The 26,278-nt window shown below is 62.9% G+C and carries 25 protein-coding genes, 1 tRNA gene and 1 riboswitch; of the genes, 7 read left to right on the top strand and 19 right to left on the bottom strand.

Annotated elements, in window-relative coordinates; translation table 11 throughout:
* The first annotated feature begins 135 nt into the window (after nt 1-135).
* A complete protein-coding gene (locus tag ADJ79_RS01555) occupies nt 136-567 on the top strand; it encodes a hypothetical protein (RefSeq protein ID WP_050714488.1) in 432 nt (143 codons plus the stop codon).
* A 9-nt stretch (nt 568-576) separates the two neighbouring features.
* Here the strand turns inward: ADJ79_RS01555 and ADJ79_RS01550 are convergent, their stop codons facing one another.
* From ADJ79_RS01550 to ADJ79_RS01530, 5 genes are all read right to left on the bottom strand, one after another.
* Complete coding sequence (locus tag ADJ79_RS01550; protein ID WP_082202800.1) at nt 577-1,473, bottom strand: restriction endonuclease; 897 nt, start codon at nt 1,471-1,473, stop codon at nt 577-579.
* Between the two features lie 53 nt (nt 1,474-1,526).
* Nucleotides 1,527-1,602 (bottom strand) — tRNA-Lys (locus tag ADJ79_RS01545).
* Between the two features lie 87 nt (nt 1,603-1,689).
* Entirely contained in the window at nt 1,690-2,490 is an 801-nt protein-coding gene (locus ADJ79_RS01540; RefSeq protein ID WP_050714486.1) for a DUF4198 domain-containing protein, read from the bottom strand.
* Nucleotides 2,491-2,640: 150 nt separating this feature from the next.
* Nucleotides 2,641-3,177: a DUF2271 domain-containing protein gene (locus tag ADJ79_RS01535; protein WP_371256881.1), complete on the bottom strand. Its 537-nt coding sequence runs from the start codon at nt 3,175-3,177 to the stop codon at nt 2,641-2,643.
* 114 nt (nt 3,178-3,291) lie between these two features.
* Nucleotides 3,292-3,948 carry a PepSY-associated TM helix domain-containing protein gene (locus tag ADJ79_RS01530; protein ID WP_050714484.1) on the bottom strand — a complete coding sequence of 219 codons (657 nt, stop codon included), beginning with the start codon at nt 3,946-3,948 and terminating at the stop codon, nt 3,292-3,294.
* Nucleotides 3,949-4,367: 419 nt separating this feature from the next.
* On the opposite strand from ADJ79_RS01530, the gene ADJ79_RS01525 reads away from it, so the two are divergent.
* Nucleotides 4,368-5,189 (top strand): pyruvate, water dikinase regulatory protein, encoded by an 822-nt coding sequence (locus ADJ79_RS01525; RefSeq protein WP_050714483.1) that lies wholly within the window; start codon nt 4,368-4,370, stop codon nt 5,187-5,189.
* Nucleotides 5,190-5,424: 235 nt separating this feature from the next.
* Here ADJ79_RS01525 and ADJ79_RS01520 read toward each other — a convergent pair whose 3' ends face one another.
* The 10 genes from ADJ79_RS01520 to ADJ79_RS01480 form a co-directional block, all read right to left on the bottom strand.
* The gene (locus ADJ79_RS01520) at nt 5,425-6,540 is read right to left on the bottom strand and encodes a ribonucleotide-diphosphate reductase subunit beta (RefSeq protein WP_050714482.1); all 1,116 of its coding nucleotides are present in this window, start codon (nt 6,538-6,540) and stop codon (nt 5,425-5,427) included.
* 136 nt (nt 6,541-6,676) lie between these two features.
* A complete protein-coding gene (locus ADJ79_RS01515; protein ID WP_172673999.1) occupies nt 6,677-9,034 on the bottom strand; it encodes a ribonucleoside-diphosphate reductase subunit alpha in 2,358 nt (785 codons plus the stop codon).
* Between the two features lie 416 nt (nt 9,035-9,450).
* Nucleotides 9,451-9,645: riboswitch (cobalamin riboswitch) on the bottom strand.
* A gap of 65 nt (nt 9,646-9,710) precedes the next feature.
* Nucleotides 9,711-10,502, bottom strand: a complete 792-nt coding sequence (gene lpxA / locus ADJ79_RS01510; RefSeq protein ID WP_050716332.1) for an acyl-ACP--UDP-N-acetylglucosamine O-acyltransferase — start codon at nt 10,500-10,502, stop codon at nt 9,711-9,713.
* Between the two features lie 44 nt (nt 10,503-10,546).
* Complete coding sequence (gene fabZ / locus ADJ79_RS01505; protein WP_050714481.1) at nt 10,547-10,990, bottom strand: 3-hydroxyacyl-ACP dehydratase FabZ; 444 nt, start codon at nt 10,988-10,990, stop codon at nt 10,547-10,549.
* 59 nt (nt 10,991-11,049) lie between these two features.
* Nucleotides 11,050-12,054, bottom strand: coding sequence for a UDP-3-O-(3-hydroxymyristoyl)glucosamine N-acyltransferase (gene lpxD / locus ADJ79_RS01500; RefSeq protein WP_050714480.1), 1,005 nt, complete (start codon nt 12,052-12,054; stop codon nt 11,050-11,052).
* A gap of 35 nt (nt 12,055-12,089) precedes the next feature.
* On the bottom strand, nt 12,090-12,617 hold the full coding sequence (locus tag ADJ79_RS01495) for an OmpH family outer membrane protein (RefSeq protein ID WP_050714479.1): 528 nt from the start codon (nt 12,615-12,617) through the stop codon (nt 12,090-12,092).
* A 33-nt stretch (nt 12,618-12,650) separates the two neighbouring features.
* The gene (bamA, locus tag ADJ79_RS01490) at nt 12,651-14,948 is read right to left on the bottom strand and encodes an outer membrane protein assembly factor BamA (RefSeq protein ID WP_050714478.1); all 2,298 of its coding nucleotides are present in this window, start codon (nt 14,946-14,948) and stop codon (nt 12,651-12,653) included.
* Nucleotides 14,949-14,964: 16 nt separating this feature from the next.
* The gene (gene rseP / locus ADJ79_RS01485; RefSeq protein ID WP_050714477.1) at nt 14,965-16,350 is read right to left on the bottom strand and encodes an RIP metalloprotease RseP; all 1,386 of its coding nucleotides are present in this window, start codon (nt 16,348-16,350) and stop codon (nt 14,965-14,967) included.
* 33 nt (nt 16,351-16,383) lie between these two features.
* Nucleotides 16,384-16,533: a hypothetical protein gene (locus ADJ79_RS13775; protein ID WP_156303951.1), complete on the bottom strand. Its 150-nt coding sequence runs from the start codon at nt 16,531-16,533 to the stop codon at nt 16,384-16,386.
* A gap of 782 nt (nt 16,534-17,315) precedes the next feature.
* Nucleotides 17,316-17,630, bottom strand: a complete 315-nt coding sequence (locus ADJ79_RS01480) for a helix-turn-helix domain-containing protein (RefSeq protein WP_082202797.1) — start codon at nt 17,628-17,630, stop codon at nt 17,316-17,318.
* Between the two features lie 117 nt (nt 17,631-17,747).
* On the opposite strand from ADJ79_RS01480, the gene ADJ79_RS01475 reads away from it, so the two are divergent.
* The 4 genes from ADJ79_RS01475 to ADJ79_RS01465 are packed head-to-tail and all read left to right on the top strand — an operon-like array spanning nt 17,748 to nt 19,929.
* Entirely contained in the window at nt 17,748-18,866 is a 1,119-nt protein-coding gene (locus ADJ79_RS01475; protein ID WP_050714475.1) for a YafY family protein, read from the top strand.
* Nucleotides 18,863-19,021: a hypothetical protein gene (locus ADJ79_RS13770; RefSeq protein ID WP_156303950.1), complete on the top strand. Its 159-nt coding sequence runs from the start codon at nt 18,863-18,865 to the stop codon at nt 19,019-19,021. The genes ADJ79_RS01475 and ADJ79_RS13770 overlap by 4 nt, the downstream gene beginning before the upstream one ends.
* Nucleotides 19,022-19,037: 16 nt before the next feature.
* Nucleotides 19,038-19,229, top strand: a complete 192-nt coding sequence (locus ADJ79_RS01470; RefSeq protein ID WP_050714474.1) for a hypothetical protein — start codon at nt 19,038-19,040, stop codon at nt 19,227-19,229.
* 55 nt (nt 19,230-19,284) lie between these two features.
* The gene (locus tag ADJ79_RS01465) at nt 19,285-19,929 is read left to right on the top strand and encodes a hypothetical protein (RefSeq protein WP_050714473.1); all 645 of its coding nucleotides are present in this window, start codon (nt 19,285-19,287) and stop codon (nt 19,927-19,929) included.
* A gap of 158 nt (nt 19,930-20,087) precedes the next feature.
* On the opposite strand, the gene ADJ79_RS01460 is transcribed toward ADJ79_RS01465, so the two are convergent.
* The 4 genes from ADJ79_RS01460 to ADJ79_RS01445 all read right to left on the bottom strand — a co-directional run bounded on the left by ADJ79_RS01460 (nt 20,088) and on the right by ADJ79_RS01445 (nt 25,835).
* Nucleotides 20,088-20,804 (bottom strand): TIGR02117 family protein, encoded by a 717-nt coding sequence (locus tag ADJ79_RS01460; RefSeq protein ID WP_050714472.1) that lies wholly within the window; start codon nt 20,802-20,804, stop codon nt 20,088-20,090.
* Nucleotides 20,805-20,991: 187 nt separating this feature from the next.
* On the bottom strand, nt 20,992-22,173 hold the full coding sequence (dapE, locus tag ADJ79_RS01455) for a succinyl-diaminopimelate desuccinylase (RefSeq protein ID WP_050716331.1): 1,182 nt from the start codon (nt 22,171-22,173) through the stop codon (nt 20,992-20,994).
* Nucleotides 22,174-22,558: 385 nt separating this feature from the next.
* Nucleotides 22,559-25,198: a DNA translocase FtsK gene (locus tag ADJ79_RS15610; RefSeq protein ID WP_050714471.1), complete on the bottom strand. Its 2,640-nt coding sequence runs from the start codon at nt 25,196-25,198 to the stop codon at nt 22,559-22,561.
* Between the two features lie 172 nt (nt 25,199-25,370).
* Complete coding sequence (locus tag ADJ79_RS01445; protein ID WP_050714470.1) at nt 25,371-25,835, bottom strand: lysozyme inhibitor LprI family protein; 465 nt, start codon at nt 25,833-25,835, stop codon at nt 25,371-25,373.
* On the opposite strand from ADJ79_RS01445, the gene ADJ79_RS13765 reads away from it, so the two are divergent.
* Nucleotides 25,827-26,207 carry a hypothetical protein gene (locus ADJ79_RS13765; RefSeq protein WP_172673998.1) on the top strand — a complete coding sequence of 127 codons (381 nt, stop codon included), beginning with the start codon at nt 25,827-25,829 and terminating at the stop codon, nt 26,205-26,207. The genes ADJ79_RS01445 and ADJ79_RS13765 overlap by 9 nt on opposite strands.
* The last annotated feature ends 71 nt before the right edge of the window (nt 26,208-26,278 follow it).

Below are 26,278 nucleotides of genomic sequence, written 5' to 3'. Positions count from 1 at the left end.
ATGCGCCTCACGGCCGCCGCGCAGACCGGCGCGCCTGCCAGCCGCCAAACCGCCAATTGCTGACGCACCGCAAAAACCGCGCGGGCGGGCTGCGCACAATGGCGCGCTTTTCAATGGCCGAGAAAGGAATCGCGCATGCGCCGCCGCTCTTTTTGCCGCCTGCTGGCGGCCGCCCCGATCGCCTGCCTGCCCGCGCTGGCGGCCGCCCAGCAAGCGCAAGGTGAACTCATCGACATCGTCCTGGAAATCTCCGATGGCGGCCGGCCGCTTTTCGCGCCCCAGCTGCAAGCCCGCTCCGGCCGCAAGCTCAGCTTCAAGAAAGAAGCGGACGATCGCGTGGAACGCCTGGACCTGATGGCCGAATGCGACGCCGCCCGCCCCGGCCGCGTCAGGCTGCAAGGCGAGCTGTCCTTCAGGGAGATCGACTCGCTGGACTGGCGCGCCAGGGGCCGCTTCGAGATGGACTTGCAGATGAACCAGCCCGCCACAACGGCCGTGCGCGATGCTCAAGCCGGGCGCACCTTGCAAATCAAGGCCACGGTCCGCCCCGGCAAGCCGCCGGCCTGATGGCGGCTTTCATGCCGCAGCAGCGGCGTTTTCTTTGCCAATAAAGATGGGTTGGCTTTTGCCGCATTTGCATTGCCATGAAAAAACGTTGCCGGTTTTTTTCCGCGCCATTTTGTGACCACAACTGGCGCAAGTCGGCTTCCAGTATTCGCCTTGCAATGCCACGTCCAGCAATTGCTGCTGCTGTTGCGGCGTTTGCGCCTGAATCATGGCCAGCAGGCGCCCGCCGTCCAGCGCGCTGATGCCATTGGCGCGGGCAAATTGCCGTGCCTTATCTGAAAACCGGGATGTCGTAGCATAAATACCGCGCTTGATATGACAGGCCGCCATCACGCCCAAAAATTCGCGCACTTCTTTTATGCCCACTTGTGTGCTTTTCCAATGCTTGCATTGCACGGGCACCGTCAATCGGGTGGCGGGAGAATGCAGCCAGATATCCACGCCATCATCCGGCCCAAAAGGTTTGGAGCGCGTTTCAAAGCCCTTTAGTACGAATAGTTTTTCGCAAACGGCTTCAAACCGGCGCCATTCGATTTGTGCAAAAACTTCGGCGCTCCATTGAGAAGGGCGCGGGCCGGGCGGCGCGTCTTCATCCGTTTCTCCTGCGGACGGGGCGGATGATTGATTAAGCTGGGGCCGATGTTCTTTTTGCACGGATGCCGCTCTTTTGCTTAGCAAGACATGCAGAAACACCAAGGCCGCGCCTGCCCCTAGTATTTGCCATCCCGCAAACAAAAACAGTTTCCGCGCGCTGGCCAAAACGCCAGAGCCACCCAGCATGAATGCCATGAGCAGCAAAATAGTCCCCATGACCGCCAATGAAAAACCCGCCGGGAAAAGAGACTGGCGGCGTCGATAATGGGAACGGCGCGGACGACCTTGGCGCATGGCGAAAATGGCGGGCAATAAAAAACCCGCTGTTCAAACGAATCAGCGGGTTGCTTCAAAAATGGGCCAGATGGTGGGTCGTGTAGGGTTCGAACCTACGACCGACGGATTAAGAGTCCGCTGCTCTACCAGCTGAGCTAACGACCCTGGCCGTTTTTCCTTGCCTGGGCAAGAAAGCGGCGAATTGTAGCACAGCCTATTTCATAGGCTCACCGGCTGGCGCCGCCCGTGCGCTCAGGGCAGCACTTCCACCGTGGCCACGTAGGCCAGGCGGCGCTTTTTGGCTTTGGGAAAGGTGGTTTTGGCGTCGTCGGCGTCCACGTCAATCCAGTACATGCCCGCTTGCGGGAAGGTGAGGGTGAACTGGCCCTTGGCGTCGGTGGTGGTTTTGATTTCTTCCAGCTTGTCGCGGTAGCGGGTGCCGCCGCGCACGGCCTTGATTTCAAGCCCGGCGGCGGGCTGGCCGTCCAGGTGCATGGCAAAGGTGGCCGGCTCGCCCGGGGCCAGGTCGTTGGGGTGGGTCACGGGCGCCAGCTCCAGGCCCTTGCCGCTGGGCGTGATGGCGCTGGGCTTGCCGACGGTGACGAAGGTTTCCACGCGCAGGCTGGATTCAAAGACTTCCAGGTCTTTGGCGTCGGCGGGCACTTCGGCGGCAAATTTTTCGGGCGTGCCGCGCCAGCGCCTGGGCTTGCCTTCGCCGTCTTTGTAAATGGCCGTGAGGCCGCCTGCATTGACGATGGCCACGCGATACGTGCCGCGCTGGGCGGGCTTGAAGTCGAAAACGCTGCGCAAATTGCCGGTGAAGGGCTTGTCCGGCTCCACGCGGCTGCCGTCGGGGGCGGTGATGGCAAGGTGGTCGAGCTTGAGCGGGAAATGGTTGAAATAAAACAGGTCGTTGGCCACGGCGGCATCCACCGTGACCCATTCGGGCTTGGAGAGGCTGGTGGCAGAAGGCAGCAGCCAGACGTTGTGCGCCTGCGCGGCGGTCAGGCCCAGGGCGAGCAGGGCGGCGGCAATGCGGGGAGCGAGTTTCATGACGCAAGTCCTTTGCGGAGGTTGAGAGAAGATGAACAGGTTCAAAAAGAGAAGCGAATCCAGAAGGCTGAAAACGGCCTTCGCGCAGATTCCACTAGGACATCATGCTATGGATTCAGGAGCGTATTCAGGCTTTCCGCAAGCCTGCGGTCAGGGCTTGAGCGTGACGCGCACCGCGCCTAGCTCGCTGCTGCCTTGCGCCTGCGCCTGGGCGGCGGCTTTTGGGGGCCAGTCAAACGGCACGCTGAGCACTTCGCGGCCGCCGACTTCGCGGGCCGCTTCCACCATCAGCTTGTAGCTGCCGGCGGGCAGATTGGGCAGGGGGCCGCTGCCGGCGGTGAAAGAAAGCGTTTGCACGCCAGAGGGACGCGTGGCGCCGCTGACGCCATCGACGGGCATGTCCAGATTGCGGCCCGCGCGGCGCCACCACTGGCGCATGTCCTTGAGCCATTTCGTGCCCTTGCTGTCGCCGTCGGCCACGCGCACGTCGTACCAGACGGCCAGCGTGGCGGGCGTACCGGGCACATCGGCCTTGGCGTCGGCAGGCTCCACCCAGATGGCCACGTAAGGGCGGTGGTATTCGGCCACGTTCAGGCGCGGAATTTCCACGCTCACGTCCAGCCCGGCGGCCAGCGCGGGCGCGGCCAGCGCGCTGCCCAGGGCCAGGGCGCAGAGGGGTTTTTTCATGTGCATTGCTCCTTTTCTTCAGGTTCAGGGGGAAGTGGATGAAAAGCGGAGGGCGGCGGCCTTCAGGGGCCATCGGGCCAAAGCGGTCAATCCAAGGCGCTCCATCAAAAACGCTCAATGCGCCATCCAGATGGCCAGCAGCGCGGGAATGAGCACACCCAGCGCGGTGATGGGCCAGGTCATGGGCCGGCTGGCCGCGTGCATCTTCATGATGAGCAGGCCCGTGGCTGAAAACACCAGCGCCGCAATGGCGAACAAGTCGATGAACCAGCGCCAGGCCGCGCCCGTGTGGCGGCCCTTGTGCAGATCGTTCAGCCAGGCAATCCAGCCCCGGTCGGTCTGCTCGTACTCCAGATCGCCCGTTTCCAGGTCGATGCGCAGCCAGGCGTCGCCGCCGGGGCGCGGCAGGGAAACGTAGGCTTCGCCCGCGTCCCACTCCGCTTTGCGGCCCTGCACGCTCACGCCCAGCTCGCGGCGTATCCAGGCCTGCACATCAGCGGGCAGGGGCGCGGGCGTTTTGGCGTCTTGCGGATCGGCGGCCCGCGCGGCTTGCAGCAAATCGGCAGGCACGCTGGCGCGGCGCGTGCTCACCTTGGGCGCCGATTCAATCTGCCCTGCGTGGTTGAGCGTGATGCCCGTCACGGAAAACAGCGCCATGCCCAGCAGGCACAGCGCCGCGCTCACCCAGTGCCACACCGTAAAAAGCCGCAGCCAGCGGGCGCGGCGGCGCGCGGCTTGCAAATCAGGCGGAGCGGATGAGGACGGCGGCATGAACGCGATGAAGACAAAGGCGCCAGGGCGAAGAAGCGCCAGAACAAAGAAAAGCCGGAAGCAAGGCCGGAAGAAATGGCCGGAAGCAGCCAGGCCGGCGGGCCGCGCATTCTAGGGATGAAAGCCATTTGCATTGCTGAAACCCCGCCGCCCTTGTGCCCATCAAGCGCCGGGCTTCTGCCAGCCGCGCCCCTGGGCCCTTTGCGGCGGCGCGGGCAGGCAAAAGGGCCATCCGGGCCACATTCCCAACGCTGAGGCAGCCCGTATTTCGCTTCTCTATTGATAGCGATACGTCCTAGTGAAAACAGCGCAAAAGCCTTTTTTCACCCTTTTGATTTGCTCCTGTTTTTCAGTACATCCAGCCGCCTGCCGCCCGATACACTGCCCGGCGTCTGCCCTCCTCTTGCAAAAAAACCGCCATGACCGCCCGCACCGTGTTCTTTCTTTCAGACGGCACCGGCATCACCGCCGAAGCCTTTGGCAACGCCATCCTCGCGCAGTTCGACATCGCCGTGCGCCGCGTGCGCCTGCCCTTCGTCGATACGCCCGACAAGGCGCACCAGGCCATCCGCCAAATCAACCATGCCTGCGAAACCGAAGGCCAGCGCCCGCTCGTCTTTTCCACGCTGGTCGATCGCGAAGTGCTCGAAGTCGTGAAAACCGGCTGCAAAGGCATGTGGATGGACACCTTCGCCACCTTCGTGCAGCCGCTGGAACAGGAGCTGGGCGTCAAAAGCCTGCACCGCGTGGGCCGCTTTGCCGACGTGAGCCAATCGCGCGAGTACCACGACCGCATCGAAGCCATCAACTTCAGCCTCGCGCACGACGACGGCCAAAGCGACCGCGACCTGCAAAGCGCCGATGTCATCCTGGTCGGCGTCAGCCGCAGCGGCAAAACGCCCACCAGCCTGTACCTGGCCATGCAGCACGGCCTGAAAGCCGCCAACTACCCGCTCATCCCCGAAGACTTCGAGCGCCGCCAGCTTCCCCCCGCCTTGCTGGCCTGGCGGCACAAGCTCTTTGGCCTGAGCATCAACCCGCAGCGCCTGGCCGAAATCCGCAGCGAACGCCGCCCCGGCTCGCGCTACGCCTCGCTGGAAAACTGCCGCATGGAAGTCAGCGAAGCCGAAGCCATGATGCGCCGCAGCGGCATCCGCTGGCTGTCCACCACCACCAAAAGCATTGAAGAAATCGCCACCACCATCTTGCAGGAGCTGCACCCGCAGCGGCTGGGATACTGAGCGCCCACCCCGCCCCGCCCCGCGCCCGGCCTGAAAAGCCGGATGCGCGGCCTTTGATCCGCCCCTGAACCTGCCCGGAGTCTGCTCATGAAGGGCTGCGGATCGGGAAGGGCAGGGGCCTTGAAGCCTTGCGGCCCGCCAAGGCTTTGCAAAGCAGCAGAGCGCCCGGATCCGCGCTTTTCGCGCCCGCAGACCGCACCCGCAGACGGACCTTGGACAGGCTCCTGGCCTTTTTTCACAGCCCGTCCGTGTCATACACCCGCCCCGTGTGGCGCGGGATGATGCTGCCGATGAGGTAGGCGCTGTTGCGGCCCGCCTCTTCCTGCGGGGCGGCCTGGATGGCGTTCACGTTCATCCATTCCTCCACGAAGGGCAGCGGGTTGGCCGCCACGCGGGGAAAGGGGCTGCCCAGGCCCAGGGTTTCATAGACGGGCTGGGCGTTGAAGATGACCGAATCCTGAAGCTTCTTGACGGTGATGCCGGGCAGCTCGCGGTCCTGGCTGCCGAGAAACTGCGACCAGTCCAGCTCGGCCTGCGTGATTTCGGTGACGATGGCCTGCGCTTTCTCGCGGTTTTGCGCCAGCCAGGCTTGGCCGCGCGCGGTATTCAGCTCGATGCGAATCACCATCTGGTCCAGCCGCTGGTGCACTTCAAACTCGTCCTGGCAGATTTTCTGGATGGCTTTGGCAATGGGCACGAACATGCCGATTTCACCAAAGGCAAAGGTCACGATGAATGAGGAAATGAACTGAATGCGCTCCAGGCAATACAGCGCCACATAAAAAGCCATGACGGCGGCATATGCCTCTTCGCCGCTGGCCTGGCCCAGCGCATAGCGGTGCGATACCGTGTAAACCTCGCCAAAAACCTGCGCCATTTTCTCCAGCCGGTGAAAGCTTTCGGTAATGGAGAGAATTTCGTTGAATACTTCGTCCGGGTTGTCGAAGCTGTTGCGCACGATTTCGGAATAAGTGAGGCCGTGCAGGTATTCATTGGCGCCAATGGCCAGCGTCACGCCCCAGAGTTCCGAATTGGTAATGAAAGGCGCCAGTATGGGCACGATGCTTTTGCTGGCCACCGTGTCGGCTTCCCACTGGTAGGCCAGGTTGTAAATCATGGCGTCATACATGCCGCGCGAGCAGGTTTTGAATTCGCTGTTGCACGAGGCGTAGTCGAATTCATTTTCGTCCCAGCGCAGCGAGAGCATTTTCTTGTACATGGCGAAAAGCTCCGGATAAGGGCGGTTGATGGAATCGAGCAGGCCGCCGGGCTGGCCGAGAAAAAGATCGGTGCTTTTGTAGTCGCTCTTGTGAATGTTGAAGATGGATTCGGGAATACTGGGCTGGGTCATGGCAATGCCTGTGAAATGGAAGGATAAAGGCGGCAGCGCATTGAAAAGAGGAGCAGATTCAGGCCCGTTGAAAATGCGGTTGCCGCAGTGTTCGCGAGGAGATAATGCTATGAAACAAGGAGCGAAATCAAGCCCTTTACAGGCTGCATGCTCCGCTGGCGCAGCCGCGCTCGTCAGGGGCCATTTCAAAATCGCCATCCGGGTTTTCTAGCGCTGGCGCCAATACGGGCGCCAAACCGGAAAGGCGGCTTTTTTCGGCCATGCGGCTTTCCACCGTGGCGCTTTTGCCTTGGTCGCTGGTGAGCGAATTCTGGTAATAGCGGCCTTTCATGCCGTAGCGGCACATGGCCAGGTGCTCTTCCATGATTTCGTCGGTGTAAACCACGGGGTCGCTGGCGCGGTCGCGCCAGAAATCGGCGCTGATGCCCTGGTCGGTGAATTTCTGGAAAATGGCGTAGATTTTGATCATGTCCAGCGTGGGGATATTCCACGCCAGCTCGTAGCGGTCTTTCAGCAAATCGGAATCGGTGGCGACCCAGTCAATCACGTTGCTGTTGTCCGATTTTTTCAGCGTGATTTCGCGTATGGGATAAATGCTGTTGGGCACGCCAGCGGCCTTGGAGCTGGATTCGGTGGGCATGTGCGCCACGAGAACCGAATGGCGGATGCCGCCCTGCGCCACGATTTGCCGGCGCAGCGCTTCCCAGTCGTAGCTGTAGCGGGGGGCTGCGATTTCATCCACGGTTTTCTTGTAGGTATCAATCGGCAGCCAGCCTTCGGGCCAGCGGGTTTTGTGCATCCAGGGCGCATTGCCTTTTTCGCGGGCCAGTTGCAGGCTGGCCTTGAGCGCAAAGTAATAGTGCCGCTCGGCCAGCCAGTGGCAGTGATCGCGCCCCGCTTGCGTGGTGTATTTCAGGTTTTTGCGCGCCAGCTCGGTGGCCACGCCCATCATGCCCACGCCGGCGCTGCGGCGCGCCTTGGCCGTCATCGCCACATGCGCAAAGGGGTAGTCGGACATGTCAATGCATTTGTCGATCATTTTCAGCGCGTAATAGGCGGCGGAGGCGTATTGCTCGTCGCTGTGAATATTGCAGACGACCAGTGCGGAGAGCGCGCAGATGGCGATTTCGCCGGATTCGGGTTTGTCTTCGTCCGAATAAAGGTCGGTCATGCGCCAGTATTCTTTGGTGGGCAGCGCGATTTCGTTGCAGAGGTTGCTGCTGTGAATGGGGTCTTTGAAAGGCGTGTGGCGGTTGGCTTCGTCGATCCACAATTCATAATGCGTGCCGCATTCATAAGCCTGCTGGCGGGCGAGCACGACGAAATCACGGGCGCTGATGGTTTTTTTGGGGAAATCGGGATTTTTCTCGTAGGCTTCATAAAGCGCTTCGAAATGGTCCTGGTCGCCCGAAAACATGGCGCGCCACAAATCAGGCGCCGAATATTCGGTAAAGAGAAAAACCTCTTCATTGCGCGCCGCTTTTTTGGTGAAAAGGCGGTTGTACATGACGCCGAAATGCAGCTCCCGGATTTTCTTGTCTTCGGTGGACATGGGGTTTTGCAACAGGGCGATGGTGGTGTTTTCAGGGTCAAACGCCGAGTAGTAGCTGGTGCAGGCGCCGCCGCGCCCGGCTTGCTGGTTGGCTTTGGTGGCAAAGGCCAGCGCGCGGTAATACGGCAGTTTGCCCTGATGCGAAATGACGCCGCCGCGCACCGGATCGCCCAGCGTGCGCGTGGAAATCATGCCGCCGATGCCGGCGCTCATGCCCGTCATTTCATACGCAATATGGTCGCCAATGGCCAGCGAATGCAGGCTGTCGCCCGCCTTGTAAACGCAGCAGGAAGCGTAGCCATTGAGCCGCGTGCCCAGGTTGATGTAATTGGGGCTGGGGGCGTTGATGCGGTTGTATGAAAAATGGTTGTACCAATTGACGATGTGCTTGAGGCGCTCTTCGCGCGGCTCGTCTTCAGCCAGCGCCATGGCCATGCGCATGTAGATGAACTGGGGCGATTCATATTCCTGCCGCGTGACGCGGTTCATGAGCGCGTATTTCTTGCGCAATTGCAGGATTTGTGAATAGGCATATTCAAAATCGCGCGCGTGATCGATGAATTTTTCGATTTGCGCGTATTCGTCTTCGCTGTAGTCCAGCTCGCGCATCAGGCCCGCTGCGGCCAGTTTTTGCTGCACGGCGCGAATGGTGGGCATGTGCGTGCTGCTGCCGTAGATTTCCTTGCGCGTGACGGCGGCGTACAGCCGCCCGGCCATGAGGCTGTAGGGCCAGCTTTTTTTCTGCACGCAGATTTTGATGAGCTGCCTTTGCAGGTCCTGGCTGGTGGTTTTGTCGCCAAAGTGGCTCATCGCCTCCATGACGACGGAGGACCAGTCCACCCGCTCGCCCAGCTGCTCGCTGGCCCAGATGGACCAGCTGTTGACTTTGGCGGGTATGAAGGGTTCTTCGCGCCCGTCGCGCTTGATGATGGTTTTGAGCAATGCGCTCTCCCCGTGAATGGATTTGCACAAAGCCGGGGCGAGGCAGAGCTGGCGCGGACAGGGTTGGGGCCAAAGCAGGCGCGTTGGGCCAGGAGCGAAACCCGTCCGGCCCGCCGCACACCCGCAGCCGCCGACAGCCATGCCAGGCAGGCCGGTATCCGGGCTTGCGGATTGCCAGATGCCCCTTCATGAGGGCGCTGGCGCAAGGCCGCCGGGCCTTCCCGCCCCATGAAGGGGCAGTGACCGCCTTTGCGCATGGCGCGCGCGGGCTTCAGAACCTGTTCACCACCTGTCCGTGAGCGCGAAGGCGCAAGCCGGGCGCGGCCCGGAGCTGGCGCGTTTTACTTCGCTTTTGAGAGCAAATTCAGGGCCATGAAAACGCCTTTATCGCACATTCCTACGGGACCTCGCACTATTGAATCAATAGCAAAAAGGGCCAGTGGCTTTCAGGGCGGTTCGACGGCCTGGTTCTCTCACGGACAGGCATTGAACGGGTTCTTGGCAGCGTTGCTGATCCGCTGACCGTTGCGGGGGCAGCGCAGGCTTGGTTCACCTGCTTCCCGTTTAACTCCGTGGCATGGCCGTGGAGCACCTGTCAGGCAGAACGCCAGCCATCTGGAAGATGGCTGGCGAGCGGCGCGGATTGTGGCACGGGCGAAAGCGCCGCGCGGCGGCTTCAGCGCACGATGCCACGGCTGGCGCTGGCGAGGAAGCCGAGCATGAGGCGGGCGTCTGCGGCCATATCGGCATCGCCGCTGGCGGACTGCGCCTGAATGGCCTGCCGGGCGGCATCCAGCGGCAGGCCCTGGCGGTAAATCAGGCGGTACATGTGCTTGATGGCAGCGATGCGCTCTGGCGAGAAGCCCCGGCGGCGCAGGCCCTCGGCGTTGATGCCCTGGGCGGCGGCGGGATTGCCGGATGCGGTGATGAAGGGCGGCAGGTCTTGCGAGAGACGGGTTTGAAAACCCGCCATGGCGTGCGCGCCCACACGCACGTACTGATGCACGCCGGTGATGCCGCCGATGACGGCCCAATCGCCAATATGCACGTGGCCCGCAAGCTGGACGGCGTTGGCCAGGATGGTGTGGCTGCCAAGCTGGCAGTCATGGGCGATGTGGACGTAGGCCATGATCCAGTTGTCATCGCCCAGGCGGGTGACGCCGGCGTCTTGCACGGTGCCGGTGTTGATGGTGACGAACTCGCGGATGGTGTTGCCCGCGCCGATTTCCAGACGGGTGGGTTCGCCTGCGTATTTCTTGTCTTGCGGCGCTGCGCCAATGCTGGCGAACTGGAAGATGCGGTTGCCGGGGCCAATGCTGGTGCGGCCTTCAATGACGCAGTGCGCGCCAATGCGGCTGCCCGCGCCAATGCGCACATGGGGGCCAATGACGGCATAGGGGCCGACGACGACATCTGCCGCCAGCTCAGCCGCAGGGTCAATGAGGGCGGTGGGATGAATGGCTGCCACGGCGCGCGCTTGGCAAAGGCGTGAAAAGGCCGGAAAAAAGAGGTTCAGCGCACGCGGCGCATGGTGCACATGATGGAGGCTTCCACAACCAGCTCGTCGCCCACGGTGGCTTTGCAATGGAATTTGTAGATGCCGCCGCGCACGCGGTCAAATGTGGTGTGCAAGGTGAGCTGGTCGCCCGGTTCAACGGGACGCTTGAAGCGCACGCCATCCGCGCCCACAAAGTAGAAAAGCGTGTCGTCATCCAGTGAAATGCCTTCGACCATGAAGCCCAGCAGCGCCGAGGCCTGCGCCAGGGCTTCGACCATGAGCACGCCCGGCATCACGGGACGCGAAGGAAAGTGGCCGGTGAAAAAGGGTTCGTTGATGGTGACGTTCTTGAGCGCGCGCAGGGATTTGTTTTCAAGATCGACATCAAGGATGCGGTCAACCAGCAGGAACGGATAGCGGTGCGGCAGCTTTTCAAGGATGTAGTGGATGTCCATGATGTCGTTGAATCTTTTTGGTGATGGGGCAAAAAGCCCGGCCGCCGCGCTGCGGCGGCCCTTCAGCCGGAAAGCCGGGCATTGTCGCCGTTTTCCGCCAACTTTTTCTCAAGTTGTCTGACACGTTCGCGCAGAGCATGAAGATGCTTGAGCGAGGCGGCATTCTTTTCCCATGCCGCGTTGTCGTCGATGGGGAAAAAGCCGGTGTATTGGCCCGGCTTGGTAATGGAGCGCGCCACCATGGAGGCAGCGGAAATGTGGACGTGATCGGCGATATCAAGATGCCCCAGGATCATGCCCGCCCCCCCCACCGTGCAATGCGCGCCGATGCGGGCGCTGCCCGCCACGCCCACGCAGCCGGCCATGGCCGTATGAGCGCCAATGTGCGTGTTGTGACCAATCTGGATGAGGTTGTCGAGCTTGACGCCGTCTTCAATGACGGTGTCGTCCAGCGCGCCACGGTCAATACAGGTGTTGGCGCCGATTTCGACGTCATTGCCAATGCGGACGCCGCCCAGCTGTTCAATCTTGACCCATTGGCCTTGATGCGGCGCGAAGCCAAAACCGTCACCGCCAATCACCGCTCCGCTTTCAATCAGACAGCGCTCGCCAATCGTGCAGCCCGATGCCACCGTGACGCGCTCGCGCAAGACAGTGTGCGCGCCAATCCGCGCGCCGCTGCCCACAAAGCATAGAGCGCCCACACGGGCGGTCGGATGAACTTGCGCACCTTCCTCCACCACAGCGCTGGGGTGAATGCCTGCCGGCTCTGGCGGCAAGTGCGTACGCTTCCAGAGCTGGGTCAGGCGGGCGAAATAGAGATAAGGGTCTGAGGCAACGATGCAGTCGCCTCGCGCGCCTGCCGCCTCTTGCATGGCAGGCGCGACGATGACGCACCCGGCCTGCGTTTGTGCCAGCAAGCCTGCCAGCTTCGGATTCGGCACCAAAAAGCTGATGTCGGCAGGCGTGGCTGTTTCCAATGAAGCCAAACGCGCCACTTCGCGCTCTGGACTTCCTCGCAACTCGCCACCAAGGGCCTCAACAATGGCGGCGAGAGAAAGGCTCACAGCGCTCGAAGTGTGCGATCGTTCAGCAAAAGCACTTATTTGGATGCATTAAGGGCCTTGATGACCTTGTCAGTAATATCCAGTTGGGGATTCAGATAGACGGCTTCTTGCAGAATCACGTCATATTTTTCAGCTTCGGCCACTTGTTTGACCACGCGATTGGCGCGATCAAGCACGGCTTGCAGCTCTTCATTGCGGCGGGCATTGAGGTCTTCCTGGAATTCACGCGATTTGCGCTGGAATTCGCGGTCTTGCTCCAGCAACTGGCGCTGGCGCTGGCTGCGCTGGCTTTCGGACAGGGTGGGCGCGTCACGCTCAAATTTTTCAGAAGCAGCGCGCAGCGCATTGCCTGCGTCGTTCAGCTCTTTCTCGCGGCGTGAGAACTCCTGCTCCAGTTTGGCCTGAGCGGCCTTGGCTGGCTCGGCTTCGCGCAGCATGCGGTCAGAATTGACGAAGCCAATGCGCGCGCCTTGCGCAAAGGCTGGCGCAGCCAGAACAATGCTGACGGACAGAAGCGAAGCGCGCAGAAGATGGCGGGCGAGAGTGGTGGTCTTGGTGGTCATATCTTGAGGAGGTGACAAAAACGATTTCGGATTTCAGAAGGAAGTGCCAATCTGGAACTGGAATTTTTCAATTCTATCGCCCGCTTTTTTGCGGACAGGCACAGCAAAGGCAAAGCGCAGCGGCCCCATGGGCGATATCCAGCTGACGCCCACGCCTGCGGAGGCCCGGAAGGCATCGCGCTCGATTTTTTCGTGCTCTCCCAGCAGCGCGCCTACGTCCACAAAGCCGAACAGGCGCAAAGTGCGGTCATTGCCCGCGCCCGGAAACGGGGTGATGAATTCGGTGTTGAGCGTGATTTTGCGCGCGCCGCCAATGAAGGAGCCGGTGACGTCACGCGGACCGAGGGTGGCCTGCTCGAAGCCCCGCACGGAACCCAGGCCGCCTGAATAGAAATTCTTGAACACCGGAAACGGCTGCCCGGAAAGGCCCTTGCCCCAGCCCAGCTCGCCATTGAAGGCCAGCGTGTATTGCTTGGAAAGCGGCACGTATTGCTGGTACTGGTAGTTGGTTTTGACGTAGCGCGCATCGCCCAGCAGGCCCAGTTCGCCGAACAGGCGCTGGTAGCGGCCCTCATTGGGCGCCAAGGCGCTGTCGCGCGTGTCGCGCGACCAGCCCACCGTGAACGGAAAGGAAGTGCTCTTGTAGCCAAAGCGTTCGGCATACGCCAAGTAGGCCGCCGGGATGTTGGTGCCCGTGCGGATTTCAGTGCGCTCCGCATTGACGCCCAGGTAAACCGTGTCCTGCTCCGTGACCGGCACGCCGAACTTGAGGCCCGCGCCCATCGTGATCAAACGATAGTTGCCGCCCTGATCCTGATAAGGCTTGGCGCTGCGGTAGTACGCCTCAACGGTGCGCGAAACGCCATCAGACGTGAAGTACGGATCGGTCGTGCTCACCACCACCGTGCGGTTGTACTTGCCCGTGTTCAGTTGCAAATCCAGTTGATTGCCGGAGCCAAAAGCGTTGTCTTGCGACAGGCCGAAAGTAAAAGACAGCTTTTCGGCCGATGAATAACCCGCGCCGATCTGTATGCTGCCCGTGGGTTTTTCCTTCACGGTCACAACCAGATCCACCTGATCCGGCGCGTCAGGCACTTCGGCGGTGGTCACGCCCACGTCAGTGAAAAAGCCCAGGCGGTCCACGCGGTCGCGCGAGAGGCGGATTTTTTCGCCGTCGTACCAGGAAGACTCGAACTGGCGGAACTCGCGGCGAATCACTTCGTCGCGCGTCTTGGTGTTGCCTTCGATATTGATGCGGCGCACGTAGGCGCGGCGGCCCGGCGCAGCCTTGATGACGAAAGCCACGCGGTGATTGCCGGAATCAACTTCGGTATCCGCATTCACCGTGGCGAAGGCATAGCCGTAGTTGCCGAACTGTTCGGTAAATGCCTTGGTCGTGGCCGTCACTTCGTCAGCGTTGTACGGCTCGCCCGGCTTGATGGTGACGAGCGACTTGAATTCGTCTTCGCGGTCCAGGTAGTTGCCCTCCAGCCGCACGCCGGAGACAACGAAGCGCTCGCCCTCGGTGATGTTGATGGTGATGGACATGGACTCCTTGTCAGGCGACATGGCCACTTGCGTGCTGTCAATCTTGAAGTCCAGGTAGCCGCGCGTCAGGTAGTAGCTGCGCAACGCCTCCAGGTCGGCATTGAGCTTGGCGCGCGAATACTGGTTGCTCTTGGTGTACCAACTCAGCCAGCCGCCTGTATCCAGGTCGAACAAGTCTTTGAGCTTGCTTTCGCTGAAAACACGGTTGCCGACGATATGGATGTCCTTGATGCGCGCGGGCTGCCCTTCGGTAATGTTGAAGGCCAGGTTCACCTGATTGCGCGCCACGGGCGTGACGGTGGTCTGCACTTCAGCGCCATACAGGCTGCGGTTGATGTACTGGCGCTTGATTTCCTGCTCGGCGCGGTCAATCAGCGCCTTGTCATAGGGGCGGCCTGCGGTCATGCCCGCGTCGCGCAGGGCGTTTTGCAGAACCTCCTTGGTGAACTCGCGGTTGCCCGCGAAATCGATTTGCGCCACCGTCGGGCGCTCCTGCACGATGACCACCAGCACATCGCCTTGCACATCCAGCCGCACGTCGTTGAACAGGCCCAGCGCATACAGCGCGCGGATGGCCGCCGATCCGGTTTCATCCGTGTAGGTGTCACCCACGCGCAAGGGCAAGGAGCCAAACACCGTGCCCGGCTCCACACGCTGCAAGCCTTCCACGCGGATGTCGCGCACGGTAAAAGGGTTGATGGCCCACGCCATTTGCGATGCCAGAGCGGCCGCCACCAGCGTAGAGAGAGTGCGCAAACGCGCGCGATGCAACAGGGTTGTCATGCAAGAAACTGGTAATTCAGAGAGAAGGCAGTCCCAGCCAGCCTTGGCTGGCAATATCGTTGTACAGGGCCAGCAGCATCATGGCGAAAAGCAAAGCAGCGCCTCCTTTTTGCAGGCGCTGCATCCATGCATCTGTAACCGGCCGCCCTGTTACAGCCTCCCAAAGATAATACATGAGGTGTCCTCCATCCAGAACGGGCAGCGGCAGCAGATTGAGCACGCCCAGGCTCACGCTGACAAAGGCCAGCAGCCCCAGAAAGTAGACAGGCCCCAGCCGCGCGGCCTGCCCCGCGTATCTGGCAATCGCCACAGGCCCGCTGATGTTGCGCAGTGAAATCTGCCCCATCACCATGCGGCCCATCAGCCGCAGCGTGAGCGCGGAGGTTTCCCACACTTTGGCCACGCCCTTGACCGCCGCCTGCACCGGCCCATACCGCACCAGCGTCATTTCAGGCGCGGCCCCCACCATTGCGCCGATGCGTCCAATGGGCTGCCCTTGTTCCTGCGCCGGCTCGGGCTGCACGCTCAGGCTCAGGCGCTGGCCGTGGCGGTCAATCAGCCACTCCTGGGCAGGCGGCGCGCCACGGGCGCCGCTTTCGCGAATCAGCTCGCGCAGCTGCTGCCCATCCGTGACCGGCACATGGCCCATTCGCAAAACCCGGTCGCCTTCCTTCAAGCCGGCTTTTTCAGCCGCGCCGCCTGGCAGCACGCTGCCTATCAGAGGCTGGCGCAAGGGCGAGGCGATGCCGATTTCGCGAAACATCTGCGCGTCAGGCTCGCGGCGCGCCAGTTGCGACAGGGGCAGCAGCACGTCCTTTTCAGCGCCATCGCGGCTGATTTGCAGCGTCACGTCCACGCCATCCACCGCGCCCTGCGTCAGCAGCCAGCGCACGGTTTCAAACGAGACCACCTCTTGCGCGCCGCCGCCAGCCAGGGTGATGCGCCGCACCTCATCGCCCGCCTGCAAACCGGCCTTTTGCGCCAATGAACCAGCGGCAGGCGGCGCCAGCAGCGCGCGCGGCTCGTCAATGCCAACCCAGCCAATCAGCGTGTAAAGCGCCGCTGCCAGCGCCAGATTGGCCACCGGCCCGGCCGCGACGATGAGCGCCCTCGCGCGCAGCGGCTGCGTGTTGAAAGCGCGATGGCGCTCCTGCGGCGCCACTTCGCCTTCGCGCTCGTCGAGCATCTTCACGTAGCCGCCAAAGGGAATGGCGGCAATCACAAATTCGGTGTCCTGCCCGGGGCGCGGCTTTTTCGGCTTCCAGCTCCAGAGCGTTTTGCCAAAGCCTATGGAAAAGCGCAGCACCTTCACTCCGCAAGCCACGGCCATGCGGTAGTGCCCCCATTCATGCACGGCAATGAGAACGCAGATGACAACGAGAAAAGACAGAAGAGTCAGCATGGAGGGAGCAAGTAGGGAACGCGCGAAACAATTTCAAGGCGGCACCGCTGCCAGACTGGCCGCGAAGAAAACGAATTGGAACAGCAAGGCATGAACAAGAAGCAGGTGGTGCAATTCAGCTACTGTTTCAATAGCATTAAGTCCTAGTACAAATTGCGCCAGGCGGCATTTGAACGCATTCAAATCCGCTCCTCTTTTTAAGGCTTGATACCGGCCAGCTTGTGCCGGGGAGCGTAGCCGTGAGCAGGCGCGTTGGCTGGGCCGCTGCTGGGCGGCGGCTTCGTTTGCGCAGGCCGCTGAGCGCCAGGTGGCTTTCAAACTCGCGCGGCGGTCCGGTGAAAGGGTCGGCAAAGGCCAGGCGGCGCGCCAGCAGTTGCAGGGGGCGCAAGGCGGGCCATGCGCGTTTCGCTGCTGGGAGTGCCTTCAGCCTCCGTGCATGGTGAAAAAGTGCTCATGGCGCAGCAGACGGCTGCGGCGCGTGGACGGCGGAGCAGGGCGGTTAGGCAGGCCGGGAGCGTCTGCGCGATGGACTCGCATGTGCGGCTGACTTGCCGCTGGCTGAGAACCTGTTCAGAAAAGCTGCTGGCAGGCGGCGCGGGAAGCTGCACGGCGAAGGCCACTAGCCCGGTGGTATTGCAGTCAATGCAGTGAATGGGGCTTGACACGGGCAGGCCCAGCTTGCGGCGAAGGCGAACCAGCAGGCTCTGCCGGACGAAGGGGGCCGCTGGGCGTGACGGGCATGAAATGAGGCTTGCCGGCCACGATGAGCCATTCGTCCTGGCAAATGACAGCTTCTTCGGCAGGCAGGGCGGCTCGCCTGCTGGCGCGTGCCGCCAGTAGTGCAGCTGCTGGCCGGGGCGGCGGGCGGCTCAGGGCGCGGATGACAGGCGCGGGGTTTGGGCGCGGCGCAGACCGCCGGCTTGCCGCCCGGCCCCTTCCGCGCCAGCGCCGCGCGGCTTTCACCTTCAGTCCCGCGCCTTCAGCAGCGCCATGCGGCGCTCCACGTCATCCAGCACATCGGCCGCGCGCACATCCAGCGCCAGGCACAGGCGCAGCAGCATGCGCACGCTGGGGCTGTTGCGGCCTAGCTCGATCAGCGAAAGGTAGTTGCGGTCCATGTCAGCGCGCAAAGCCAGATCGGACTGGCTCCAGCCCCGCTCTGTCCGCAGCTTGCGCAGCGCCTGCCCCAGCGCCTGATCGACCCCATCCGCCATGCGCATGAGCGTGCGGCCAGGCATGCCGCCGGAGCCGCACGTATCCGGCACAATCAAAAGATACATGCGCTAACATATTCACGAAATTCAAGCTATCTCCCTTCTGCATATGCGACACAACTTGTCGCAACCTCTTCCTAAACTGCCCGGCATCGCAACTTCAATCCCTCTCGCAACACCGCCATGCCCCGCGCCAAACCCAAGCCTGCCGCCGCACCCGCTGCGTCAGCGGTATCGCCCGCCGCGCCCGCACCCGCCGCTGCCCGCCCCAAGGGCGAAAAACTGGCCCAGCGCCTCTCGCACATCATTGCCCTGCTGCACCAGGGCGACATCCTTGACAAACAGCAACTCGCCCAGCAATTCGGCGTGGACGTGCGCACCATCGAGCGCGATTTGTTCGAGCGCCTCAAAGGCATCGCCGAGCGCACGCCCGAAGGCGAATGGCGCATTGCCTCTGCCCGGCGCAGCACCATCCCCGCGCGCTACCTGAGCGAATACAGCCAGCTGGCAGGCGCCGCCGCCCTGTTCCCCGACGCCAGCCTGCTCTGGCTGATCGGGCAAATCGAAACCCGCCCCGCCGACCGGGGCCTGCACGTGCAGCCCGTGCCGGAAGAAGACTTGCGCGGGCAAAGCCGCACCTTTGAGCAGCTGCAAACAGCCGTGCAACAGCACCGCCCCTGCCAATTCACCTACAAGGGCAAGCCGCGCCAGACGCACCCTTACCGCCTGATTCACAAAAACGGCATCTGGTACCTGGCCGCCGCCGAGCTGAACGCACAAACAGGCGCGCAGACAGCCGCGCAGCAGCTCAAAAACTTCAGCGTTGCCCGCATCGAAGCGCTGCGCGTGGACGAGCACGCGCGCTTCGCCCCGCAGCCCGAGCACCTTGCCTACCTAGAGCGGCAGCCCGACATCTGGTTTACCCGGCAGCCTGTGGAAGCCACCTTGCGCGTGGCCGCCGCCGTCGCGCACTACTTCACTCGGCGCGATTTGCTGCCCGGCCAAATCATCCGCGCCGACGCCGACGGCAGCCTGCTGGTTACCGCCACCATCCACCACCCGCAGCAGCTGCTGCCCATCGTGCGCTATTGGATGCCCCACGTGCGCATCCTCGAACCCCAAGAATGGGAAGAGCAACTCATCCTCAGCGTGCAGGAAACCCTGCGGCAATGGCTGCCCGAAACCCGCACTAAAACCCGTTCTGAAACGCCGTCAAAAACACGAGCCGGAAAAAAAGCCGGGGAAAAAGCCGGAAAAGCCGCTGAAAAACAAACCGCAAAGCCAGCCAAGGAGCAGCCATGAATTTTCTGACCGCCCTGATTCTTGCCGTGGCCCTGTTGCTGCTTTGGCGCTTTGTCATTCTGGGCATTTTCATTTTCATGCTGGCCTGCACCATCTGGGGCATTTTCATGGCGCTCAAAACCGCGCTGCGGATATTGAATCATTCCCAACAGTAAATGCAAGGAGAAAACCATGCCCATCAAACCCCCGCCCACCACCTGGCATTGCCCGAAATGCCAATGGCGCAAAACCGTCAGCCCCAAAAGCGACGCCCTGCAAGCCGGCGTGGAATGGTTCGACCATTGCCCTCAATGCGGCTGCCGCGAGCTTGAATCGCGCGAAGCCACAGCGCTGGAAAGAATCGCCGCCAGCCTGAAACTGTAAGCCGCAGGCGTTCAGGCATTTTCATCAACCAACCTTTTCAAAGGAAAAACAAGCCATGAGCCATGAAACCCCCCGCCCCGAAGAATCAGGCGATAGCGGCGCCCTGCATTCTGCCCTCAATTCCGCTTTTGATTACGTCATTGAAAACCGGTCTGATTATTACAGGAAAAACCCCAGCAACCTTCCGCAGCTCGATAGCGTCTCCGGTCTGATATCAAGTTACACCCGGAATAATGCAGCCATTTCGGGCGGCGCGAGCCTGATTCCCGGCCCCTGGGGCATGGCTGCCGTTATTCCCGAGCTGACGCTGGTGATTCGCAACCAGATTCAGATGGTTTATGACATTGGCGTGGCCAATGGCAAGCAGGCGCAATTGACCAAGGAGTTGCTGATGGGCATTTTTCTCACCGCCATGGGCAGCAGCGCCGGAAGTCTTTTGACCATTCACGGCGGGAAAATACTGGTCAAGCGCGCATCCTTGCGGGTTATCCAGAATATTATTGCCATGCTGGGCGGCAGGGTGACGCAGCAGGCCATTAAATCAAGCATCGGCAAATGGCTTCCTGTTGTGGGAGCGGGCGCCATGGCGGCCTGGACGGGTTACATGACCAAAAATATTGGCGAGAAGGCCAATGAACTTTTCAAGCTTGAAATCGAGGATGACCCGCAAACCCTTGATATCGAACTGAAGCCTGAATGAGGAAACAGGCATGGATAGGCCCGCAGGCCGCCGGGCGATGCGGCCTGGAGATTCCATCATCAGCCTGATGGCATATCTGATGGCGGGTTTTCCCGGTATTTCGGAACAGGTACTGCTTTAAGGGGCCTGAACGGCTTTTTTGCTCGTTCTTGCGGCATTCATCGGTTTACCGTGGCGGCATCCGCCCGCGCCGCCTGCCACGCTTGCAGCAGCGGCTGGGCGAAGGGGGTCCAGGCCACGGCGGGCAGGCCGGCCTGGCGCAGGCGGGCGTTGGTCCAGGTGTTGCAGGTGCTCAAAAGGCTATAGCGGCCGTGGGCTTCGTAGAAGGCGTCGGTTTCGCCATAGGCGCTGGCGGGGATGGGGCGGGCCAGGCCATTGGGGGCGGTCTGGAAGTAGGGGCGGATGCCTTGCGCCAGTTTCAGATATTCGGCGGGGGTGATTGGCAGGGCCGGGCTGTGCGCGGTGGCGGGCGGGGCGTGCGGCAGGTAGGTGATATGCAAGGTGGCGCGGCCCAGGCCGCTGATGGCCTTGAGCGCGGTGCTGGCGCGCGCTTGCGCCCAGGTGGGGGTTTCCAGATAGAAGGCGCGTTCGCCCCAGCCGATGGCGATGTGGGTGGCGGCCAAAGAGGCGCTTTGCGGGCCGAGCAGGCTGCGCCAGTCCAACCATTCGTTGCTCAAAGGCATGACGATGTCGGTGTGCAGGCCGTTGCTGAGAAGGTAGATAGTGATACGGCTTTCAGCCACAGGCGGGCGGGCGGTGTTCAGGCGCACGCAGCCCAGCGCGGCGGCGGCCAGCAAATACAGCAGCGCCAGCGCGAAGAGGGTGCAGGCGGCGCGAAGGAGCAGGCGGGCGGGGCGCGGCAGGCGGTGGTTCATGAGCGGCAGGCGGGCGCGCTGGCGAGGGCGGCGCGGCTCGTGGCGCTGGGCCGGGGTTTATCAGAAAGAGGAGCAAATTCAGGGGTTCCAAACGCCGTCTTGCGCAGGTTTGACTAGGACATCTTGCTATCAATCAAGGAGCGGAAAATAGCAAAGATGGCAAGGCGGCGGCAGGCCCTGTCTGGGGCTAACTCTGCGCCGGGGCGGGCTGGCAGGCCAGGCGCTCCAGCATGCGGCGGTAGATGTTTTTGAGCGGCTCCAGGTCGGCCAGGGCGATGTGCTCGTCGATTTGGTGGATGGTGGCGTTGGGCGGGCCGAGTTCGATGACCTGGGGGCAGATGCGGGCGATGAAGCGGCCGTCGCTGGTGCCGCCGCTGGTGGATAGCTCGGTTTGCAGGCCGGTTTCGGCGTGGATGGCGGCGCGGGCGGCATCGACCAGCGGGCCGGGGCGGGTGAGGAAAGGCTGGCCGTTAAGCGTCCATTCAATGGAGAAGTCCAGCCCGTGCTTGTGCAGCACGGCTTGCAGGCGCTGCTGAAGGCTCTCGGGCGTGGATTCGGTGCAGAAGCGGAAGTTGAAGTCCATGACGGCTTCGCCGGGGATGACGTTGGTGGCGCCCGTGCCGGCGTGCAGGTTGCTCACTTGCCAGGTGGTGGGGGGAAAGCTGTCGTTGCCTGCGTCCCACTGCGTGGCGGCCAGTTCGGCCAGGGCGGGGGCCAGCTCGTGCAGGGGGTTGCGGGCCAGGTGGGGGTAGGCGACGTGGCCTTGCACGCCGCGCACGGTCAGGCGCCCCGAGAGGGAGCCACGGCGGCCGTTTTTGATCATGTCGCCCGTGCGTTGCACGGCGGTGGGTTCGCCCACGATGCACCAGTCGAGCCGCTCGCCGCGCGCCTGAAGCTGGCGGCAGGCGGCCACGGTGCCGTCGGTGGCGGGGCCTTCTTCGTCGCTGGTGAGCAGCAGGGCCACGTTCAGCGGCGCTTGCGGCTGTGCCCGGAAAAATTCTTCGGCGGCGACGATGAAGGCGGCGATGGAGCTTTTCATGTCGCTCGCGCCCCGGGCGTAGAGCTTGCCGCCGCGCACTTGCGGCTCGAAAGGCGGGCTGCTCCAGCGCCCGGGCGGGCCGGGGGGCACCACGTCGGTGTGGCCCGCAAAAACCAGCGTGCCTGCGGGCTGGGCGGCGGCGCGCCTGGCCCAGAGGTTGCGCACGCGCGCGCTGGCGGGGCCGCTGCTCATGTCTTCGCAGACAAAGCCCAGCGGTTCGATGCGCTGGCGGATGAGGTCCATGCAGCCCGCGTCATCGGGCGTGACGGAGGGGCGCGCGAGCAGGGCCTGGGCCAGCAGCAGGGTGGGTGAGGAGGGCAGGGCGGTCATGGCGGGGTTGTGGCGCGAGTGGCTTGGCAAGGGGTGGAGGAAAGAGCGGGGAAAGGGCGGAGGAAAGAGCGGGGAAAAGGGCGGAGAAAAGGGCGGAGAAAAGGGCAGGGAGCGCTGGCGGCGGCCCGGCGCTGAAGACCCGCCTGCAAGCCGTCCGCAGGTGTTGGAGCGCGCGGCGGGGTTATCAACAAGAGGAGCAAATTGAAAGGGGCTGAAAAGGCATTCCGCGCTGTTTCCACTAGGACATCATGCTATGAATAGAAGAGCGAAATGAAGTGGCGTATTGGGCTTTTTCGCCCGCTGCTTGAGCTTTGCCGGGCTGTTCCGCTTTTTGGGCTGCCCGCAGCCGGGCCATGAGCGGGGGGCTGGCGCGGCGCGGGCGGCCTCAGTCGCGCGGGGGCACGAGGATGGTGCGGTTGTTGCGCTCGTCCATGGGGCTGACCAGGCCTGCCGCTTCCATGGAGTCAAGCAGGCGGGCGGAGCGGCCATAGCCGATGCGCAGGGCGCGTTGCAGGGCGGAGATGGTGGCCTTGCGCTGGGTGAGGACGAATTCGACGGCGCGGTCGTACATGGCGTCTTGCTCGTCGCCGCCGCCAAAGCCTTCGCCGCTGTAGGAGGCGCTGCCGCCGCTGTCTTCGCCATCGGCCACGCCGCCTTCGAGCACGCCTTCGATGTAGTTCGGCTCGCCCTGGGATTTGAGGTATTCGACGACGCGGTGCACTTCGTCGTCGCTGACGAAGGCGCCGTGCACGCGCTGGGGCAGGCCCACGCCGGCGGGCAGGTAGAGCATGTCGCCCATGCCGAGCAGGGTTTCGGCGCCCATCTGGTCCAGGATGGTGCGGCTGTCGATCTTGCTGCTGACCTGAAAGGCGATGCGCGTGGGGATGTTGGCCTTGATGAGGCCGGTGATGACGTCCACGCTGGGGCGCTGGGTGGCCAGGATGAGGTGAATGCCGGCGGCGCGCGCCTTTTGCGCCAGGCGGGCGATGAGTTCTTCAATTTTCTTGCCCACGACCATCATGAGGTCGGCCAGCTCGTCAATGACGACGACGATGTGGGGCAGGCGCTCCAGCGGCTCCGGGTCGTCGGGGGTGAGGCTGAAGGGGTTGTAGATGAACTGGCCCTGCGCGCGGGCGTCGTCGATTTTTTTGTTGAAGCTGGCCAGGTTGCGCACGCCGGCCTTGCTCATGAGCTTGTAGCGGCGCTCCATTTCGGCCACGCACCAGTTCAGGCCGTGGGCGGCCTGCTTCATGTCGGTGACCACGGGGCAGAGTAGATGCGGAATGCCTTCATAGACGCTCATTTCCAGCATCTTGGGATCGACCATGAGCAGGCGCACGTCTTTCGGTTCGGCCTTGTAGAGCAGGCTGAGGATCATGGCGTTGATGCCGACGGACTTGCCCGAGCCGGTGGTGCCGGCGACCAGCACGTGGGGCATCTTTGCCAGATCGGCCACGACGGGGTTGCCGATGATGTCTTTGCCCAGGCCGACGGTCAGCAGGCTTTTGGCTTCGTGATAGACCTGCGAGCCGAGGATTTCGGAGAGGTGGATGGTCTGCCGCTTGGCGTTGGGCAGCTCCAGGGCCATGTAGTTCTTGCCGGGAATGGTTTCAACGACGCGGATGGAAACGAGGCTGAGGCTGCGGGCCAGGTCCTTGGCGAGATTGACGACTTGCGCGCCCTTGACGCCGGTGGCCGGTTCAATCTCGTAGCGGGTGATGACGGGGCCGGGCGAGGCGTGCACCACGTGCACCTGCACGCCAAAGTCCTTGAGCTTTTTCTCGATCAGGCGGCTGGTCATCTCCAGCGCGTCGGCGCCCATGTTCTCGCTTTGCACGGGGGCGACGTCAAGCAGGCTCACCTGCGGCAGGGGGCTGTCGGGAATGTCGGCGAACAGGGGTTTCTGGCGCTCTTTGGCCACGCGCTCGCTGGGCTGCAAGGGAGCGGGCGCCGTGATGGCAGGCCCCGCCGGGCGGACGGCGAAGGCATCGGCCAGGGCAGGGCCTGGCGGCTCGTCGGGATCGAAGGGCGGAAGATCGTCCAGCGTGGGTTCGTGCCGGGCGGCAAAGGCGGCAAAAGTGTCGCGCTCAGGCGTGGCTTCGCGGGACTCGCGCGCAGGGCGCGGCTCCACGGTTTCAACCGGCCCGGCGGCGTCGCGCAAGATGGCGCTTTCAGCGGGCGCGGCGGCAGAGGCCGGAGCGGGCGTGGCGGCGGGCAGTTCAATGACCTGCGGCTCCACGCGCCGCGCGGCGGGCGCTTGCGCGGCCGGGGGCGGCGCGTCGGCGGCGGGGGGAACGTCGGCGGTCTTGTGCAAATCGTGCCGCTGGCGGGCGGCGCGGTAGCCCACGTAGCCGTCTTGCAGCCGGGCAAGGTGGGAGCCAAAGGCGCGGCCCAGGGCGCAGACCAGCGCGCCCACCCGCTCGGCCATGCGGCCCCATGAAAAGTCCAACGCCAAGGCCGCGCCCACCATGACGCCCGCCATGCCCAGCAAAGTGGAGCCGACAGGCCCCAGCCATTGCGTGGCCAGCGGCCCGCCCAGCGCGCCCAGCGCGCCGCCCGCCTTGCCGGGCAGCAGGCCATCCCACTGATAAAGGCGCATCCACTCCAGGCACGAGCTGGCCAGCAGCAGCAGCCCCAGCCCCAGCCAAAAGCCCACGCGGCGCGGCAGCAAGCGCTGCCAAAAGCCGCGCGCCGGCGCGGGCTGGGGCGCGCCGCGCATCCATGCCGCCACGCCGCTCAGCCAGGCGCGCAAGCCAGCAGCCACGCACCACCAGGCGGAAAAGCCCAGCAGCACGTAAGACAGATCAGCCAGCCACGCGCCCAGCTTGCCGCCCGCGTTGCGCACCGGGCCGCCCGCGCCGGAAGTGGACCAGGCGGCATCTTGCGGCGAGTAGGTTGTGAGCGCGAGAACGGCAAACGCCAGCGCCACCGCGCCCGCCAGCAGCAGCAGCTCTTGCGAGACGCGCGCCAGCGTGGCCGGCGGCCTGCCCGCAGGGGAATCCAGGGTTTTGAGGGAATAAGCCATGTTCAAAAAAACAGTATCGGGCAAGCTTACCGCAGCCTGCCAGGGCCGCATGGCAAACCGCCTTCAGCAGCGCTGCCGACACTTGCCGGACCTCTGGCCAAGCGGAAATAAACGCAAAGCGGACAAGCGCAAAACCTGGCCGCGCCTGTGGTTCCAGGCAATAAGCAAGTCTTCAGGGCTTGTTCGCGTTTTCCAGAAACTCCGTGCGCAGCCAGCGCGCGCGGTCTTCGGTCATGCGCGCTTTGGCATAGGCGTATTCCATGAAATAGACCGATCCATATTTCGCCTGCGGGTTTTCATTGAGCGCCAGCGAAAAAAGCGCCTTCAAATCCGCATCGCGCTGCTTGAGCCACAGCTGTTGCGCTGCCTGAAGCTGCCGCAGCCGCACTTTGTCGTCACGGTTCGCTTCCCGGATGCGCCCGTAAATCTCATTGAGTTCCGCATCCGCCCGCTCCAGTGTCTGCACGGCACAGGCATTGAGTTCGGCTTGCGTGCCTTCCGGGTTGCACGAGCCGCCCGCCGCCCACAGGGGCGTAGCCAGCAGGGCGGATGCGGCCAGGCCCAGGCAGGCCAGCAGGCGGCCTGCTCTGGCCCCTGCTTTTGATATTGCGCGGGTTGCACAGGCGAAATGGGGCATGGCTTGATTCCTTTCAGAAGATCGAAAAAGCATGGTTATAAGGCAACGGCGCAGAGCAGCCTGAAATCAGAAGCCGTCATGTTCTGCGATTGCGCCAGGCAAAGGATTTCAGACGCTTCTTTTTTAATTCGGCCGCATATTGCTCCATTCGCGCCGGTATTTTCTGTATTCATTCAGGTAACCTGCTTGAATGCTGAATGGATTCAGCGTTTTCAGCCTTTGCTGGCGTGCACCGCAATCGAAAATCCGGCGGCTGTTTTCAGGGGCAGGGCGGCGCAAGGGGCGCTTGCCCGTGCTGCAAGGGGCATCAGAATTATCAAAACAGGAGCGAATGCAGAGGGTGGAAAAGCCGTTTTGCGCACATTCTTCTAAGACATCATGCTATGGATAGAGGAGCGAATACAGTCTGCTTTGCCCGCTTGTCTCCGCTCGCTTGCTTCGCT

The sequence above is a fragment of the Ottowia sp. oral taxon 894 genome, from assembly GCF_001262075.1.
Classification (GTDB): domain Bacteria; phylum Pseudomonadota; class Gammaproteobacteria; order Burkholderiales; family Burkholderiaceae_C; genus Ottowia; species Ottowia massiliensis.
This window is presented reverse-complemented; position numbering and strand designations above follow the sequence as displayed.

Bases quoted from the DNA above. Each gene is read 5' to 3' on its own strand.
- ADJ79_RS01555 (WP_050714488.1), top strand. From the start codon at position 136: ATGCGCCGCCGCTCTTTTTGCCGCCTGCTGGCGGCCGCCCCGATCGCC.
- ADJ79_RS01540 (WP_050714486.1), bottom strand. From the start codon at position 2,490: ATGAAACTCGCTCCCCGCATTGCCGCCGCCCTGCTCGCCCTGGGCCTG.
- ADJ79_RS01535 (WP_371256881.1), bottom strand. From the start codon at position 3,177: ATGAAAAAACCCCTCTGCGCCCTGGCCCTGGGCAGCGCGCTGGCCGCG.
- ADJ79_RS01530 (WP_050714484.1), bottom strand. From the start codon at position 3,948: ATGCCGCCGTCCTCATCCGCTCCGCCTGATTTGCAAGCCGCGCGCCGC.
- ADJ79_RS01525 (WP_050714483.1), top strand. From the start codon at position 4,368: ATGACCGCCCGCACCGTGTTCTTTCTTTCAGACGGCACCGGCATCACC.
- ADJ79_RS01520 (WP_050714482.1), bottom strand. From the start codon at position 6,540: ATGACCCAGCCCAGTATTCCCGAATCCATCTTCAACATTCACAAGAGC.
- ADJ79_RS01495 (WP_050714479.1), bottom strand. From the start codon at position 12,617: ATGACCACCAAGACCACCACTCTCGCCCGCCATCTTCTGCGCGCTTCG.
- bamA (WP_050714478.1), bottom strand. From the start codon at position 14,948: ATGACAACCCTGTTGCATCGCGCGCGTTTGCGCACTCTCTCTACGCTG.
- rseP (WP_050714477.1), bottom strand. From the start codon at position 16,350: ATGCTGACTCTTCTGTCTTTTCTCGTTGTCATCTGCGTTCTCATTGCC.
- ADJ79_RS01480 (WP_082202797.1), bottom strand. From the start codon at position 17,630: ATGTATCTTTTGATTGTGCCGGATACGTGCGGCTCCGGCGGCATGCCT.
- ADJ79_RS01475 (WP_050714475.1), top strand. From the start codon at position 17,748: ATGCCCCGCGCCAAACCCAAGCCTGCCGCCGCACCCGCTGCGTCAGCG.
- ADJ79_RS13770 (WP_156303950.1), top strand. From the start codon at position 18,863: ATGAATTTTCTGACCGCCCTGATTCTTGCCGTGGCCCTGTTGCTGCTT.
- ADJ79_RS01470 (WP_050714474.1), top strand. From the start codon at position 19,038: ATGCCCATCAAACCCCCGCCCACCACCTGGCATTGCCCGAAATGCCAA.
- ADJ79_RS01465 (WP_050714473.1), top strand. From the start codon at position 19,285: ATGAGCCATGAAACCCCCCGCCCCGAAGAATCAGGCGATAGCGGCGCC.
- ADJ79_RS01460 (WP_050714472.1), bottom strand. From the start codon at position 20,804: ATGAACCACCGCCTGCCGCGCCCCGCCCGCCTGCTCCTTCGCGCCGCC.
- dapE (WP_050716331.1), bottom strand. From the start codon at position 22,173: ATGACCGCCCTGCCCTCCTCACCCACCCTGCTGCTGGCCCAGGCCCTG.
- ADJ79_RS15610 (WP_050714471.1), bottom strand. From the start codon at position 25,198: ATGGCTTATTCCCTCAAAACCCTGGATTCCCCTGCGGGCAGGCCGCCG.
- ADJ79_RS13765 (WP_172673998.1), top strand. From the start codon at position 25,827: ATGGGGCATGGCTTGATTCCTTTCAGAAGATCGAAAAAGCATGGTTAT.
- ADJ79_RS01445 (WP_050714470.1), bottom strand. From the start codon at position 25,835: ATGCCCCATTTCGCCTGTGCAACCCGCGCAATATCAAAAGCAGGGGCC.